14 protein-coding genes are annotated in these 15,051 nt (G+C 51.0%); 2 read left to right on the top strand and 12 right to left on the bottom strand.

Translation table 11 applies throughout. From position 1 onward, the window contains the following. Positions 1-128: 128 nt before the first annotated feature. On the bottom strand, positions 129-1,151 hold the full coding sequence (locus tag FYJ60_RS08105) for an AraC family transcriptional regulator (RefSeq protein WP_154458173.1): 1,023 nt from the start codon (positions 1,149-1,151) through the stop codon (positions 129-131). A gap of 331 nt (positions 1,152-1,482) precedes the next feature. Between FYJ60_RS08105 and FYJ60_RS08100 the strand changes: the two genes are divergently transcribed. Continuing rightward, positions 1,483-2,874, top strand: a complete 1,392-nt coding sequence (locus FYJ60_RS08100) for a radical SAM protein (RefSeq protein WP_154458172.1) — start codon at positions 1,483-1,485, stop codon at positions 2,872-2,874. A gap of 247 nt (positions 2,875-3,121) precedes the next feature. Then, the gene (locus FYJ60_RS08095) at positions 3,122-4,486 is read left to right on the top strand and encodes an MATE family efflux transporter (protein WP_235903366.1); all 1,365 of its coding nucleotides are present in this window, start codon (positions 3,122-3,124) and stop codon (positions 4,484-4,486) included. Positions 4,487-4,492: 6 nt separating this feature from the next. On the opposite strand, the gene FYJ60_RS08090 is transcribed toward FYJ60_RS08095, so the two are convergent. From FYJ60_RS08090 to pyrE, 11 genes are all read right to left on the bottom strand, one after another. Continuing rightward, the gene (locus FYJ60_RS08090) at positions 4,493-5,155 is read right to left on the bottom strand and encodes a DUF4317 family protein (protein ID WP_330579152.1); all 663 of its coding nucleotides are present in this window, start codon (positions 5,153-5,155) and stop codon (positions 4,493-4,495) included. 204 nt (positions 5,156-5,359) lie between these two features. Beyond that, positions 5,360-5,923, bottom strand: coding sequence for an ATP-binding protein (locus tag FYJ60_RS08085; RefSeq protein ID WP_154458171.1), 564 nt, complete (start codon positions 5,921-5,923; stop codon positions 5,360-5,362). Positions 5,924-5,988: 65 nt separating this feature from the next. Continuing rightward, positions 5,989-6,558: an alpha/beta hydrolase gene (locus FYJ60_RS08080; RefSeq protein ID WP_154458170.1), complete on the bottom strand. Its 570-nt coding sequence runs from the start codon at positions 6,556-6,558 to the stop codon at positions 5,989-5,991. Between the two features lie 155 nt (positions 6,559-6,713). Beyond that, positions 6,714-8,117: an AI-2E family transporter gene (locus FYJ60_RS08075; RefSeq protein WP_154458169.1), complete on the bottom strand. Its 1,404-nt coding sequence runs from the start codon at positions 8,115-8,117 to the stop codon at positions 6,714-6,716. A gap of 35 nt (positions 8,118-8,152) precedes the next feature. Beyond that, the gene (purD, locus tag FYJ60_RS08070; RefSeq protein ID WP_154458168.1) at positions 8,153-9,433 is read right to left on the bottom strand and encodes a phosphoribosylamine--glycine ligase; all 1,281 of its coding nucleotides are present in this window, start codon (positions 9,431-9,433) and stop codon (positions 8,153-8,155) included. 15 nt (positions 9,434-9,448) lie between these two features. Continuing rightward, entirely contained in the window at positions 9,449-10,093 is a 645-nt protein-coding gene (purN, locus tag FYJ60_RS08065) for a phosphoribosylglycinamide formyltransferase (RefSeq protein ID WP_154458167.1), read from the bottom strand. Then, positions 10,087-11,115 (bottom strand): phosphoribosylformylglycinamidine cyclo-ligase, encoded by a 1,029-nt coding sequence (gene purM / locus FYJ60_RS08060; RefSeq protein WP_334296184.1) that lies wholly within the window; start codon positions 11,113-11,115, stop codon positions 10,087-10,089. The genes purN and purM overlap by 7 nt, the downstream gene beginning before the upstream one ends. A 56-nt stretch (positions 11,116-11,171) precedes the next feature. Then, positions 11,172-11,678: a 5-(carboxyamino)imidazole ribonucleotide mutase gene (gene purE / locus FYJ60_RS08055; RefSeq protein ID WP_154458165.1), complete on the bottom strand. Its 507-nt coding sequence runs from the start codon at positions 11,676-11,678 to the stop codon at positions 11,172-11,174. A 111-nt stretch (positions 11,679-11,789) separates the two neighbouring features. Continuing rightward, positions 11,790-13,910, bottom strand: coding sequence for an aminopeptidase (locus tag FYJ60_RS08050; protein WP_154458164.1), 2,121 nt, complete (start codon positions 13,908-13,910; stop codon positions 11,790-11,792). A 90-nt stretch (positions 13,911-14,000) separates the two neighbouring features. Continuing rightward, complete coding sequence (locus tag FYJ60_RS08045; protein WP_154458163.1) at positions 14,001-14,318, bottom strand: hypothetical protein; 318 nt, start codon at positions 14,316-14,318, stop codon at positions 14,001-14,003. Beyond that, complete coding sequence (pyrE, locus tag FYJ60_RS08040) at positions 14,318-15,010, bottom strand: orotate phosphoribosyltransferase (protein ID WP_154458162.1); 693 nt, start codon at positions 15,008-15,010, stop codon at positions 14,318-14,320. The genes FYJ60_RS08045 and pyrE overlap by 1 nt, the downstream gene beginning before the upstream one ends. Positions 15,011-15,051: the final 41 nt, after the last annotated feature.

Here is a 15,051-nt window from a genome sequence, read left to right as displayed (position 1 = left end):
TTCGATAATCTTTCTGATCAAATACCTCTGTCTGTACAGAAAATAGTCCTGCCGAAATCAGGGCGTACCCACGATTGTATCATTTTGCGTACACGGAAACAAGGAGTATGGAGAGTTATTCCCTGATTTCACATTTTTTTAACATTTCCGCCGTCGATCCGGATTCTCTTCATCTCCTGATTCTTTTTCCTGAAAGCATGCGGCGTCATTCCGTACCTGGCCTTGAAAACCCGGTGAAAATAGCTGTGATTTTCATATCCTACCATGTCAATAATGTCATTGATCGGTTCATCGGTTTCTACCAGCAGCGATACAGCCCGGTTCAGTCTTTTTCTCTGAAGCAGCTCCGTAAAATTTCCTCCCGCCGAGCGCTTGATCATCCTGCTCAGGGTATGGACAGGGAGCTTCAGGTTCTGTGCCAGCTCCCCAAGCGAGGCAGTCGGATAATTCCGGTCAATATAGTCCAGCGTGCTCATGACAATCATATTCTCATACTGATCCGGATTCAGGCTTTCCGCAGACTGCACGGAATCCAGAAGATGCATGAACAGCAGCCCCATCGTCGTCTGGTTAATCCGGTTTCGGTTGACCACTCCGTCCCCGGCAGTTCCTGTAACCAGTGATGTGATCAGATTCTCCATCAGATTCTGAATCTGAAGGATCCCCGAAACACGAAAGTACAGATATTCCCCCTTCTGGCCGTCTTGGCGCAGGGTGTTAATGACAAAATTGGCAAGCATGTTATTGCCGCCGATCATCTCCAGGGCAACATCAAAAAACTCCGGGAGTATGATGAAGTTAATGATGATATCATCCATGCCGGCCGGGAGAAGCTCATGCCTGGTATACTGATTGAGAAACAGCAGTTCCCCCTGCCTGACGGTTATCCTGTTTTCCCCGATGATGTTTGTCACGGAACCACGGCACACATACACGACCTCCACATAATTATGGCGGTGCATGGGAAACCGGATAAACCGTGTATGGGGACGGACCGCGATCAGCTGCCCGTCTTTCAGCATCCGGGCGCTGTCCACCGTAAATTCCTCTCCGGAGGTGTAAAGCTGCTTTTCCACTCCCCCGTTTCCATCCAGAATTCTCTGCTCTTCTTCCGTAATAACGCTAAGCTTTGAAAGCAATTTCTCATCCATAAGATATTCATGCCCTGCGGCAGACCTGCCGGGCCTGATTTAATATTCCCCGAAAAACCGGCTGTATGAAAATGTACCTAATATAGTTTAGTAAAAAAAAAGTGCGCCGACAAGCTTTTCTCCATCTTTTCCAACATTGCCCAGTTTAAAAAATCTGTAGACTTTTCGGACATTTTTCACTATCTGTCCCAGCGTATTGAACAAGCCCTGCTCGACTTTCTTTTTTGTTTTCTTTATAATTTTCAGCATATGAGATTATAAAAGACGCTCATCCGGATGAATGGTCTGATTGATTATACGTCTGAATGGACATGCGAGGAGGAGTTGCACTATGCCAAATAAAATCGTACATGCCGCAGAGAGAAAAGCCTTTGAAATAGCGCTGGATCAGGTCATCAAGACGGCCAACAAGGAAGACGGCTATCTGAAGATCATTGATGTGGCATCCAAGTTTCTGGGAGATACCTGGCGTCCGGAGGCTTTTGAAAACCTGAAAAACAATTTCAAGCCCGGTATGAAATGGCCCAATTTCTTCGACCGTGTCCTGCGCGATGTGGATCCGGAGGTTGTCAAGGGTCTGTTCCTGTCCTTCGGTTTTGAAACCGGATACATCGGCTACCATGAGACCCAGAAAAATGTCAAGAAATACGGAATTAACATTCCGTGGGTCATCCTGTTTGATCCGACCAGCGCCTGCAATCTGCACTGCACCGGCTGCTGGGCTTCCGAATACAGCCGTACCCTGAATCTTTCTTATGAGGATATGGATAAAATTGTCACCGAGGGCAAGGCGCTTGGCACACATGGCTATGTACTGACCGGAGGCGAACCGCTGATTCGCAAAAAAGATATTGTCTCGCTTGCGAAAAAGCACAAGGACTGCGGTTTCATGATCTTTACAAACGGAACGCTGGTAGACCAGCAGTTCTGTGATGACATGAGAGAGTGCAAGAACATCGTTCTGTCCATGTCTGTAGAAGGTCTGGACGACGCGACCGACGCCCGCCGCGGCAAGGGTGTTTTTGCCAAGATCATGAGTACCATGGATCTGCTCCGCAAGAACAAGCTTCCTTACGGAACATCTATCTGCTACACCAGCGCGAACTATAAGGCAGTTACCAGCGACGAGTTCCTGGATTTCCTGATTGACAAGGGTGTCCTTTTCAGCTGGTACTTCCACTTTATGCCGGTGGGCAACGATGCCACCATGGATCTGGTTCCTACTCCGGAGCAGCGTGAGTATATGTATCACCGGATCCGTGAGGTCCGCGGATACCAGGGCGGAAAAGAAATCTTCCTGATGGATTTCCAGAATGACGGAGAGTGGGTGTCCGGATGTATCGCCGGAGGAAAGGCGTATTGCCATATCAATCCGCGCGGAGATGTGGAGCCCTGCGTATTTATCCACTACTCCTCTGCGAATATCCATGACAAGAGTCTTCTGGAGTGTCTGCAGCAGCCGCTGTTCAAGGCATATCACCAGCAGCAGCCGTTTAACGAGAACCTGCTTCAGCCCTGCCCGTTCCTGGAGAATCCGAATAAGCTGCGTGCCATGGTAGAAGAAACCGGCGCCAAGAGCACGGATATGCTGGATCCGGAATCCGTGGAGCATCTGACTGACAAGGTCGAGGACTACGCAAAGAACTGGGCACCTGTGGCAGAAAAGCTCTGGAGCTCCAATCATCCGGATTATAAGGCGCACACCTCTTCTCACGCGGAATAAGCGGTTCTGCCCGCAGACGGGCATGAGGAATGTGCTTTAACAGATGTCGGCAGAACACCGGCTTTATGTGATTTACGAGAACATCCGTTTTTCGTAAATCACATTTTTGTTGTCTGCCGATTATAAAAACTTCGTGGAGGAGTGACAGCACTTCAGGACACTTCCTCCCATTTTTGCGATACGCCAGGCGGCGTATTCTTTGATACAGGATCCGCATCTGCTTCGGCGGGCGGACAAGAGAGGGATTATGGAACGTACGGAAAATAAGATGGGCGTCATGCCCGTAAAGAAACTGGTTGTGTCAATGAGCCTTCCCATGATGGTATCCATGCTGGTACAGGCTTTGTATAATATTGTGGACAGTATTTTCGTCTCGCAGATCTCGGAGGCGGCGCTGACGGCAGTCACGCTTGCCTTTCCCCTGCAGAATCTGATGATCGCGGTCGCTTCCGGTACGGGAGTCGGTATTAACGCTCTTCTGTCCCGGTCACTGGGAGAAAAAGACTACAGGAAGGCAGACCAAGCGGCAAATACCGGCCTGTTCCTGGCATTTCTGAGTTTTCTGGCTTTTCTGGTGATCGGGCTGACCGTCTCCGGTCCGTTTATCTCTTCCCAGACCTCCGATCCGACTATCCGGGAATACGGCGTCACTTACATACGCATCTGCTGCACGCTCTCCATCGGCGTTTTCTTCCAGATCACCCTGGAACGTCTGCTGCAGGCGACAGGGCGGACGCTTTACAGCATGTACTCGCAGATCACCGGTGCCGTGATCAATATGATTTTTGACCCGATTATGATTTTCGGTCTTCTGGGATTTCCGAAAATGGGAGTGGCAGGCGCCGCTTACGCAACTGTTCTGGGGCAGTGCCTTGCATCCGTCCTCGGACTGTTTCTGAACAGAAAATTCAACAGCGATATTACTCTTTCCTTCCGTGAAATCATTCATCCTGACAGACCGACGATCCGGCAGATTTATGCTGTCGGCGTTCCTTCTATTTTGATGATGTCCATCGGATCCATCATGACGTATCTGATGAACCGTATTGTAGGCACCTTCTCTTCGACGGCAACCGCCGTGTTCGGTGTATATTTCAAGCTCCAGAGTTTCTTCTTCATGCCGGTATTCGGACTGAATAACGGGCTGATACCGGTTCTGGCCTATAATCTGGGCGCAAAAAAAACAGACCGGATCCGGGAGGCGCTGCGCTTCTCCGTGAAACTGGCCTTTGCTGTCATGGTAGTCGGAACCTTATGCTTCGAACTGATTCCGGGACCGCTTCTGAAAATCTTTAATGCATCCTCCCAGATGCTTGCTATCGGAAGCCCTGCTCTTCGGATTATTGCTGTCCATTTCCCGATTGCGGCAATTTCCATCGTCCTGGGCTCTGTTTTCCAGGCATTTTCCAGAAGTATTTACTCGCTGATTATTTCCGTCTGCCGGCAGCTTGTTGTCCTGATCCCGACCGCCTGGCTTCTCTCCCTGACCGGAAACCTGAACAATGTCTGGTGGTGCTTCCCGATCTCGGAAATTGTCTCTCTCACCATTTCCTATATCTTCTTCCGAAAAGTAATGAGAGATGTCTCGGAAGAAATCGGCGTTCAGGTATAATTCCGGCTACAGCCGCATGCCTGTCAGCTTATACATCAGACCTTCCTGGATTTTACCGGGATCTGCGTGGTAAATATCTATCCGGTCTGCGTCCGCGCTGCGGAAGCGGAAGGCCGGATAGAGAAATCCGAACTCCGGATTTCCCGGTTCATATTCCCCGGACAGCGGTCCGATTGTACAGATGATAAAATCGTAGACTTCCTCGGATTCCTCGAAATATTCCCTGTCTGCGCGCCGGAGAGGAACATCGTAAGTACCGGAAAAAACAAAGATGGCGCTTGGGCTGTCTGAAGGGTAGGCATCAATCATCTGCTCATAGAATACATCCAGAAGCGCGTCATTCTTCAGGCGGCATTCCACCATAGCTGTCAGCAGCTGGAAGATACTGTCTCTGCCCTTCATGGATGCCGGAATGGTATATTCCTTCAGCTGGTCGTTTGTTCTGGAAAACGGGACCTTTTTTGCCAGCCTGATATTTTTTGCCTTCTGCGAGCCGTCGAGCTTCAGAAAATTGATATTGAAGGTATCTTCGATTTCTCCTTCTTCCGTCACATAAGCTCCGGCCAGCCTGGTAAAGCAGGCACGCTCCGGCGTCATCCGTCTCGTCAGTTCCAGCATATCCTCACGGTTAATCATCTTGACTCGCCCACTTTCGTTCACTTTATCCACAGATCGTACCTGTTCTGGGTTGCCATTTCAGAAAAGATGATAGAATCTCATCGCATAAAGGAATTTTACCGATAATCTTCTATTCACTGAAATTTGATTTCAGCTATCCTGCTTCTACAGGGTATACAAACTGATACTATATATAAGTTATCGCAACGTGTTATCACGGGCAACTGAAAAACCTTTTGGAACCCCGCAGCACATTTATCTCTCAACTTCCCAATGTCCGCTATATCCGCTTCCTACATAATGAATATCCTGCATTTCTTTCATATTTCTGCTGATCGTTTTCCTGCTGACTCCTAGTTTTTCAGCCAGCTCAGATTGTGTTATTTTATTGTTCCGGACAACTTCATCCCTGATTCTATCCTTCAAACTTGCCCCTTGAGGGACATCTTGAGAGACATCTTGAGGGACATTGGCACTCATGCCTGTCCCCCAGCCTTCTCCGCAGTGCCGGTGGAATCTCACCGTAAATCCATAATCATTTCCACGATATTCCACTTTGCAACCGACTTTATCACAAGCATCCTGAATCCTCCTCAATCCGGTCGCAAAGCTTTCCATATCTTTAGAGTAATACAGTGTTCTTGTGATTAACGGATTTCGGCGGATCGGGGCAAGCGGCTGTTCAATAAACAACTGCGGAGTCATCCCTTCCGGGAATCTTCCCGGACTGTAAATATCAATAAAGCTTCGGTAAACCGCTACTTCCACGCTCTGCCCCGATTCAATTCGCCGATGCGCAAACGCATTAATGACCGCCATCACAATAACGGGCTGGCTTTGCACACCTCTAACACTGCAGCCTCTCTCTTATCATTCCAGCTCGATCATACCATACTTAGAAATTGATATACCTGCTCCATTATCTTCCCCAGATTGGAAATATCCTTCCGCACATTCCCCGTTTCCAGAGAATGATTCGCGTTTTCTATGACAGTAAGCGGTATATGCATTTTTTCACATCCGCGGATAACTGCTTCGTCACCTGCCCACGGATCCGCGGTTCCATGAAAAGCAATACCACTCTCTGGTCTGATCCTGGAAAACGTCTCCTCCAGCGGGGTATAGTAAATATTTCTGCAGCACAGACCATGTCCCTCCGCATATGCTCCGGCTGCCGCCGTGCCAATGCTCTTGGAAACCATAACTATTTCAGAATACACAGAAAAATCCAACTCCTTCAGATCATCCTCTGCTGAACGCAGAGCCGCCTGAAACGCCTCCTTCATTTTGACCGGATCTCCTTTTACCTTGTCCGGAAGTCCGCGGTAGCTTACCCTTTTCAGCGTAAAACCAAATTCCGAAACAGCCATTTTACCTGTATAGTACAGAAGCGGCCTGTCATTTGTATAGCCGATTCCCGGAAAAAGAATCATTAACTTACCATGTTTCTTCATACTCTGTCCTTACCTTCTGCTTAATACTTCTACGGCTGTTATTCCTGTCAAATGTACAAAGGCGGCACACAGCTCTGTCCCGATCCGGCGGATTTATTTTCCGCTCTTTCCGTTAAAGTCGCTGTGTGCCGCTTCCTGCTGTAATCCGCAGCAGCTTATTCATCCGGAAGTTCCAGCTTCCTTCGTTTTATAATATAATTGATCAGTTTCTCAAAATATATTTTAGCAAGCGCTCCGCAAGGAACAGCCAGAAGCATTCCAAGAAAGCCTCCGATGGCACTTCCGATAATCAGCGACGCAATAACAAGCAATGGATGAATTTTTATCGCGTTGCTGAGGAATTTCGGGTTAATCACATTTCCGTCTATCGTCTGAATGATAAAAAGAACAATCAGCGCAATGATCAGTTTCCTGGGATCCCAGTGCAGAAGGCTGACGAAAATGGTGGAACCGTATGCCACAAAAGGTCCGACATACGGAATCAGATTCCCTATGCCTGTCAGGATTCCGATGACGATCGCGTATCGGATGCCTACCAGGGACAGAGAGATGCTGACAACAACCGCCATAAAGGTAGCATCCACCAGCTGTCCGCGGATGTAGCCGGAAAACACCGAATCTGCATCCCGAAAGAAGTTCCGGATGTTGTTATACGCATTCCACGTCGTGATTGCCTTCAGGGCATGACTCCAGTATTTTTTCAGCCCATCTCCGTCCAGCTGGAAATAGACGCCGAAGATAATGGCAAAAACAGTTGTGGAAAGTGTAGAGGGGAGGTGCCGTACACCGCCTGCAACAGATTTCGCAAGATCCCCGGCCCAGTCCACAACTGCTGTCCGCAGAGGTTCCAGGTATCCGGCAAGCTGATCCGAGGAAATAGAGAAATTATTCATGACCCGGATAACACTGTTGTAAAAGCTGTTCATGGAGGACTGAAGGCTGCTTAACAGCTTATCAATATCATTCACGTGGAACACGGTCAGTTCTCTGGTCACCGTGGAAACAATGGCAGACAGACCAGCGGCAATAATGCCCACCACAATAACAGCCGTGATTCCGACGGCAAGTCCCCTGGCAGAGAGCCGTTTTCTGCGGAACCAGGGAATTTTAAGCAGCTGTCTCTGAAAAAAATTGTCCAGGGGATACAGCAGATAAGCAATGGCAAATCCGATGATCAGGGGTTTCAGAAGGACGCTCAGCCAGCCCAGTCCGGCCCCGATCGCTGCCCCGATCTCCCCCAGATGATCCAGAATTTTCAACAGAATGTAGATGATGACAACTGTGATAACCACGTACCAGGCAATCTGTGTGTACTTGTGGTTGAAATTTTCCTTCAGCCGCTGATTTCTGCGCCTCTGGGATTCCTTTTCCGCTTCCGCCTGCTTTTCTCCCCTTTTTTTCTCCTGCTCCTCTTCTTCTCTGCTTTTCTGTGCGGCAGCTCTCTCCTCTTCCCGGAACTGCTCCTCCTCGTCCAGCTTTTCCTGTATTTTTTCTTCGCGGGCTATTTCTCTCTCCCGCTGTTTTTCCTGACGAATCTCTTTCGCATTTTGTATAAACACGGCGTATCCCTCATCGAATCCATGCGCGGCCGGGTTTATCCCTGAAACTCGTCGATGGCATGTCCGATGTCGTGACGGTAATATTTGTTGTCAAAATCAACCCAGTCCACCGCCTTGTAGGCATTGGCACGGGCTTCTTTGAGATCTTTGCCCAGGGCGGTCACTCCCAGGACGCGTCCTCCATTGGTAACAACCTCACCTTTTTCGTTAAACGCAGTACCCGCATGGAACACATAGTAGCCGTCTTTCCCCTTAAAGTTGTCCAGCCCCCGGATGGGATAGCCCTTTTTGTAGGAAACCGGATAGCCGTCGCTGGCCAGGACTACGCAGACACAGGCGTCATCCTTAAATTTCAGGTCAATCTGATCCAGCGTCCCGTCAATACATGCCTCACAGACATCAATAATATCGTTCTCCTGACGCGGAAGCACCACCTGCGCTTCCGGATCCCCGAATCTGGCATTGTACTCCAGAACCTTCGGCCCGTCTGCAGTCAGAATCAGTCCGAAGAAAATAACACCCTTGAAGGGGCGTCCCTCCGCGGCCATAGCATCTACCGTCGGCTGGAATATGTATTTCTGACAGTACTCGTCGACTTCCTTTGTGTAGAACGGTGTCGGAGAGAAATTACCCATTCCCCCGGTATTCAGCCCTTCATCCCCGTCTTTTGCCCGCTTATGATCCTGCGCGGAGGCCATGGTCTTTACGATTTTTCCGTCAACGTACGAGAGAACCGATACCTCTCTTCCGGTCAGAAATTCCTCCACGACCATTTTATTGCCGGCGGAACCGAATTTCTTGTCTTCCATGATCTCCCTGACACCGTCCAGCGCCTGTTCCTTGTTTTCACAGATCAGGACGCCCTTGCCCAGAGCCAGTCCGTCCGCCTTCAGGACAATGGGATATTTGGATGTCTCCAGGTATTTCACTGCCTCTTTCGGATCGGTAAAAGTCTCATAGGCGGCCGTGGGAATATGATACTTTTTCATGAGATCCTTGGAAAAGGCCTTGGAGCCCTCCAGGATTGCGGCGTTTTTCCGCGGCCCGAACACACGGAGTCCCTCCGCCTCGAAGGCATCCACAATTCCGCCTACCAGCGGATCATCCATACCGACAATCGTCAGATCAATGGCGTTTGTCTTTGCAAAATCCACCAGTCTGTCAAATTCCATGGCCTTGATGTCCACGCACTCCGCCAGCTCCGCAATCCCGGCGTTTCCGGGCGCGCAGTATATTTTATCCACTCTTGGGCTCTGCGCCGCCTTCCATACAATGGCATGTTCTCTGCCGCCGCTTCCTACGACAAGTACCTTCATTTGTGCCTCCTTTTTTCAGACCGTTCCGTAGGTATAATCTTTTATTTTTACTTTTCCGTTTTCAACCGAAACTCTTCCCTCCGCGATCAGGTTGATTGCCTCCGGCATAATCTTCCACTCCGCCTCTTCCATGACGCGCCGCTGGAGAATTTCCGGTGTATCCCCCTCCTGTACATATACAGCCTTCTGGAGAATAATCGGTCCGGAATCCGTTCCCGCATCCACAAAATGTACGGTAGCCCCGGTTACCCGGCAGCCTCTTTTCAGCACTGCCTCGTGGGGTTTTAATCCGTAGAATCCGGTTCCGCAGAAAGACGGGATCAGCGACGGGTGGATATTGATGATGCGGTTCGGAAATGCCTCCACCATCTCCGGCGGTATTACAACCAGACATCCCGCAAGCACGACAAGATCCGGACGGTAACCCTTTACCTTTTCCAGCAGGGCTTTCTCAAAATCACAGCGGGCGGAAAACCGGCCCGGGCTGACGCAGACCGCTTCAATTCCATGTTTCCTTGCCCTCTCCAGGGCATAGGCTTTGGGATTGTTGCTGATTACGGCAGCCACACGGGCATTCCTGATTTTTCCGCTGTCTATGGCGTCCAGAACCGCCTGCAGGTTTGTGCCGCCTCCGGATACCAGAACGACAAGATTCAGCATAAGATTACTCCCTTTTGTCCTTCCTCGATTTTTCCGATTACATAAGGATACTCCCCGGCATCACGGGCAGCCTGCATGGTTTTTTCCACATCCTCCGGGCGGACTGCCAGCACCATGCCGATACCCATATTGTAGGTATTGTACATGACCTTTTCTTCCACCTCGCCCTTTTGGGCCATCAGCCGGAAGATGGGCGGGACCGGATAACTGTTTTTGTCTATTTTTGCGCAGACGCCATCTTTCAGCATGCGCGGGACGTTTTCATAGAATCCGCCGCCCGTGATATGGCTGCAGGCATGAATCCGGACGCCGGAAAGCCTGATATTTTTCAGCGCCCTGACATAAATTTTCGTCGGAACCAGAAGGACATCTCCCAGTTTACCGTCCAGCTCCGGATAATAGGTATCCAGAGATTCCTGCGTCATATCAAATATTTTCCGTACAAGGGAGAATCCGTTGCTGTGCACCCCGGAGGAGGCCAGTCCGACCAGGGTATCTCCCGGCTCCAGATCCGCTCCGGTGATCATATCCTTTTCATCTACAATTCCAACGGCAAAGCCTGCCAGATCGTACTCGTCCTGCGGGTAAAATCCCGGCATCTCGGCAGTCTCGCCGCCGATCAGGGCAGCGCCTGCCTGGCGGCAGCCGTCCGCGACTCCTTTGACAATTTCCGCGATCTTCTCCGGATAATTCTTCCCGCAGGCGATATAATCCAGAAAGAAAAGAGGCTCTCCGCCGGCGCAGGCAATGTCATTTACACACATGGCCACACAGTCAATGCCGACCGTATCATGCTTATTCATCAGAAAAGCCAGCTTCAGCTTCGTTCCCACGCCGTCTGTTCCGGAAACCAGTGTGGGTTTTTCCATGCTCTTAAAGCCTTCCATGGAAAAAGCACCGGAAAATCCGCCGAGACCGCCCAGCATTTCAGGGCGGGCCGTCGTTTTCACATACTGTTTCATCAGCTCCACGGACTTATATCCGGCCTCAATATCTACTCCTGCATTTCTGTAATCCATAATACCTCCCGTTTTCTGTCCTGACCCTCAGCGCAGGCCACATACTTTTATCATCCCATTCAGGCATTGTAATTTTTATATCCGACCTTCTGAAGCTTCTCATCCTTGGCCACAACTCCCCTGCGGCCCTCTTCTCCGTACGCAATCACTTTCTGAAGCAGTTCCGGATCGGAAACAGCAAGAATCCTGGCGGCAAGAATAGCCGCGTTCTTTGCCCCGTCAACAGCCACCGTGGCAACCGGGATTCCGGAGGGCATCTGCACAATCGAATACAGGGCGTCTGTTCCTCCAAGCGCCTTTGAGCTCATCGGGACTCCGATCACCGGAAGCGGGAACAGCGCCGCAACCATTCCCGGCAGGGCTGCTGCCATCCCGGCTCCCGCTATGATCACGCGGATGCCTCTGTCCGCCGCTCCTTTTGCCCAGGCTACCAGCTCCTCCGGCTCCCTGTGGGCGGAAATGATACGCATCTCGTAGTCAATTCCGAATTCCTCCAGCGTTGCAGCCGCCTTTGCCATGACGGCCATATCCGAATCGCTTCCCATTACGATACCAACTTCAGCCATTTTCTTCTCCTTTTCCTTCCTCCCGGATGACGGGATTCTTCCGGGCTCACCGCCTCAGAAAATACGTTGTCTATGCCCTATCATAATAGATTTCCCGAATGCCGTCCATACTCAGATCAGCCCCTTCAGCGGCTCATTCAGCTCCTCCGTTCCGGGAAGGACAAAATATCCTTCCTCGATAATCGGAATCATGCTTCCATCCGGACGGATCACGCGGATATGTCCCAGCTCTTCATACGGAATGGTGATATCCGTGTGGCAGCCGAAATATGCCTTTCCCGGATCCGTTTTCCGCAGCAGCGATTTTTCATTATCCCTGGCGATCATCTCCCTGCCGTCCGGATTGTAGACCGGAACCTCTTCCTGCCAGCTGTAGCAGGTGTCCCCGAAGGCAAAATGCGGTCCCATCTTCTCCGCGATCAAAATCGGAAGCTTATCCGCGATATGGAACCGGGCAGCCATCCGATAAGCTGTCGTGTTTGTCCCGACAGCAAACTCTCCCATGGGAAGAGCTGGATGATGGTACAGGATATTTTCTTCGATAAAGCGGCGGTTGTCCTCTTCTTTTTCAAAATTCGCGCAGGAATAATCCGCGGTCATCCCGTCTCTCACCGTGATGCACAGGTCCCGGAACTGAAAGTCCTCCAGATAGACCCGGCTGACATGCAGCACGCCGTTCGTCCCTTTCAGAACCGGAGAGGTAAAGACCTCTCCCACCGGGATATTGACGTCTGCCACACAGTTTTCAAATTTTGTCTGCGTTTCGGGGTTTTCCAGCGGATGCAGGGCGACGGTAAGATCTGTCCGGTTGCCCTTTCGTCCCTGAATGTGCACGCAGACGCCCTGATCCAGCACGTCAATCAGCTTCTGCTGAATCTTCTGATATTTCCGGTAATCCAGGTTATTGATTTTTTCCGTCTCCCGGAAGATTTCCGGAAAACTGCTCCCGATTTCCGGCACCGGGTAGGCGATGATGGTAAAACTCCTCTCATCCCCGCGGATATACCTGTTCACAATCTGTCCGGACTCATTCTGATAACGGACCTGGAGAGCCTGCTGCGCGGCGCTCAGACGGCAGCAGGATTCCTTGGCCTCCGGCGTAAACGGCAGTTCCCCGAAGGTATCCATGCAGGCAGGGCCGCCGTGCACAGCCGCCTCGGCCTTTCTGCTCTCATAGGAGCTCTGTAAATTCTGCAGCTTTCTGGTGATAAAACGCTCGTCGGTATAAATGGCCGCGTCATTCCGGTGGTCATACTCAAACTGAGGGTTGGGGAGAGGACCCAGAAATCCGATTCTCAGGTGCGAGCGTTTATTCACGGAATGAAACGCGGCTCGGTAGATCACAGATTCCAGACCCATACTCCGGAAGCGAAGCACCGCCGCCCGGACAATCCTCTCAAAGCCGAGGGAATATCGGACATTTACCGTTTTCTTTTTCCGTATCTCTTTTCGCTGCACCTCAAACCCGATGCGGTATCCCTCTGTCCAGGTATTCGCAATCGCATCGATTTCCTCCTGGGAGAGAGTATTCAGAAACGCGGCGAGCTGCTTTTCATTTTCCGAGACATACTCCCCAAACCGGTACAGATAACGGATGTCCGTGAGATCTGACTGCATAACCAGATCCCGGATAAAAGACTCGTCCGGATCCAGCGCTTCCCGGTTTCTCTGGTCCATCATTTCCCGGCTGTAATCCATCACGTACCAGTACAGGGCGTCCTGTACGCTGCCCTCTTCCGGAATCTGCCGGTCCGCGGCGGCCGAGACAAACAGGCCGTAGATCTCCAGAAAAAGCTCCGTCATCACCAGCATATCCCACTGCCTGTCCTCGTAGGCGCAGGGAATCATGCCGCGCAGCTCCGCGTAAAGAAAGGACAGAAGCCGGCCCATCTTTACACCTGCCTGTCCTGCCGCGTAATCCGGATTTCCCCAGCAGGAGCCGTAATGCTCCGGCAGAAGTTCCCCGTACAGTCTCTGATTCCTGTCTTCCAGTACACGGAGTTCCGTCTCTGCGGTTTTCTCTTTCTTCAGCGTCTCCCGGATTTCCTCCGTATAAAGCAAAAAACGAGCCTCACGGCGGAAAAATTCCAGGAACGGTTCCTGCAGAATAGTTTCCTCCGGTATGCTCTTCAGCCGTTCGAGCGCAAGAGATCTCCGCTCCTGCTGCTCCTCTGTTAAAATCTGTTCGCTCAAGCTTCTCCCCCTTTTCCGGACTTCCTTCTGTGCGTTCATCCCGGGTCTGTCCTCCGGCGTCCCCGTTCCTTCCGGGCAGGAAAACCGGTACTGTATCAATCCGTCCGCTATACAGCCGGCTCCGGGGCTTTATTGGTTCAGTCCCAGCAGAAGCAGGGAAAGCCAGCCGATAAAAAGCCCTCCGGCATAGATGGTGCAGAAGGCGGGAAGCCGCAGATGCTCCGGCCTTCTGACAAGAATTCTCATACTGGTCACAAAGGAATAGAGCGCCAGCAGAAATCCTCCCAGCCCGAACGCTCCCGATGCCGCAAAGCCCTGTCCCTTTCTGAAAAAGGATATCAGGAGAAGCACGGCCATTACCGCAAGCGAGACTGTGGACAAAAGCAGCGACCACTTCAGATCCGGAAGATTTTTATTCTTCAGAAATGTATATCTGGGTCTTGCCATCAGTGAAAGAGCCCCCTGTATTCCTCTGCCGCATACCGGTCATAGTAGTCTGCGATTGCCCTCTTCAGGTCATCCGTAAGAATCCTGTCCGGACCCTCCTGATTCTCCAGATACTCGCAGACGTCCGCCATGGTTACAATGGCGTTGACAGGAAATCCGTATTTTTCATGGATTTCCGTCTGGGCGCTCCTGCTTCCCTGACCCTTTTCCATGCGGTTCAGGGAGACGATCAGTCCTTTGATATCCACCTTTGCCTGCGCCTGAAGAATCGGATAGGTCTCCTCAATCGATTTTCCGGACGTGGTGACATCCTCGATGATAACGACCCTGTCTCCGTCCCTCAGCCTGCTTCCCAGAAGGATGCCGGCGTCTCCATGGTCCTTGGCCTCCTTACGGTTGGAGCAGTAACGGACATCCACCCCGTACAGCTCACTGATTGCGGCAGCTGTAACAACGGAAAGCGGAATTCCTTTATAGGCCGGTCCGAAAAGGACGTCAAAATCCAGGCCGTAATGATCGTGTATCGCCCGCGCATAATACTGTCCGAGCCTGCGCAGCTGGGTTCCCGTCACATAGGCTCCCGCATTCATAAAAAAGGGAGAACGGCGTCCGCTTTTCAGCGTAAAATCACCGAATTTCAGCACCTTGCTGTCCAGCATGAACCCGATAAACTCTTTTTTATATTCTTCCATATTCCTCTGCCTTTCTGCGTTGTGATATTTCTCTGCCCTTC

The organism is Bilifractor porci (assembly GCF_009696005.1).
Taxonomy (GTDB): Bacteria; Bacillota; Clostridia; order Lachnospirales; family Lachnospiraceae; genus Bilifractor; species Bilifractor porci.
Note: the sequence above shows the minus strand (reverse complement) of the source record. Positions and strands in the feature narration are given on the sequence as shown.

Coding starts and splice junctions, on each gene's coding strand:
- FYJ60_RS08105 (WP_154458173.1), bottom strand. CDS start 1,151: ATGGATGAGAAATTGCTTTCAAAGCTTAGCGTTATTACGGAAGAAGAG.
- FYJ60_RS08100 (WP_154458172.1), top strand. CDS start 1,483: ATGCCAAATAAAATCGTACATGCCGCAGAGAGAAAAGCCTTTGAAATA.
- FYJ60_RS08095 (WP_235903366.1), top strand. CDS start 3,122: ATGGAACGTACGGAAAATAAGATGGGCGTCATGCCCGTAAAGAAACTG.
- FYJ60_RS08085 (WP_154458171.1), bottom strand. CDS start 5,923: ATGGCGGTCATTAATGCGTTTGCGCATCGGCGAATTGAATCGGGGCAG.
- FYJ60_RS08080 (WP_154458170.1), bottom strand. CDS start 6,558: ATGAAGAAACATGGTAAGTTAATGATTCTTTTTCCGGGAATCGGCTAT.
- purD (WP_154458168.1), bottom strand. CDS start 9,433: ATGAAGGTACTTGTCGTAGGAAGCGGCGGCAGAGAACATGCCATTGTA.
- purN (WP_154458167.1), bottom strand. CDS start 10,093: ATGCTGAATCTTGTCGTTCTGGTATCCGGAGGCGGCACAAACCTGCAG.
- purE (WP_154458165.1), bottom strand. CDS start 11,678: ATGGCTGAAGTTGGTATCGTAATGGGAAGCGATTCGGATATGGCCGTC.
- FYJ60_RS08050 (WP_154458164.1), bottom strand. CDS start 13,910: ATGAACGCACAGAAGGAAGTCCGGAAAAGGGGGAGAAGCTTGAGCGAA.
- FYJ60_RS08045 (WP_154458163.1), bottom strand. CDS start 14,318: ATGGCAAGACCCAGATATACATTTCTGAAGAATAAAAATCTTCCGGAT.
- pyrE (WP_154458162.1), bottom strand. CDS start 15,010: ATGGAAGAATATAAAAAAGAGTTTATCGGGTTCATGCTGGACAGCAAG.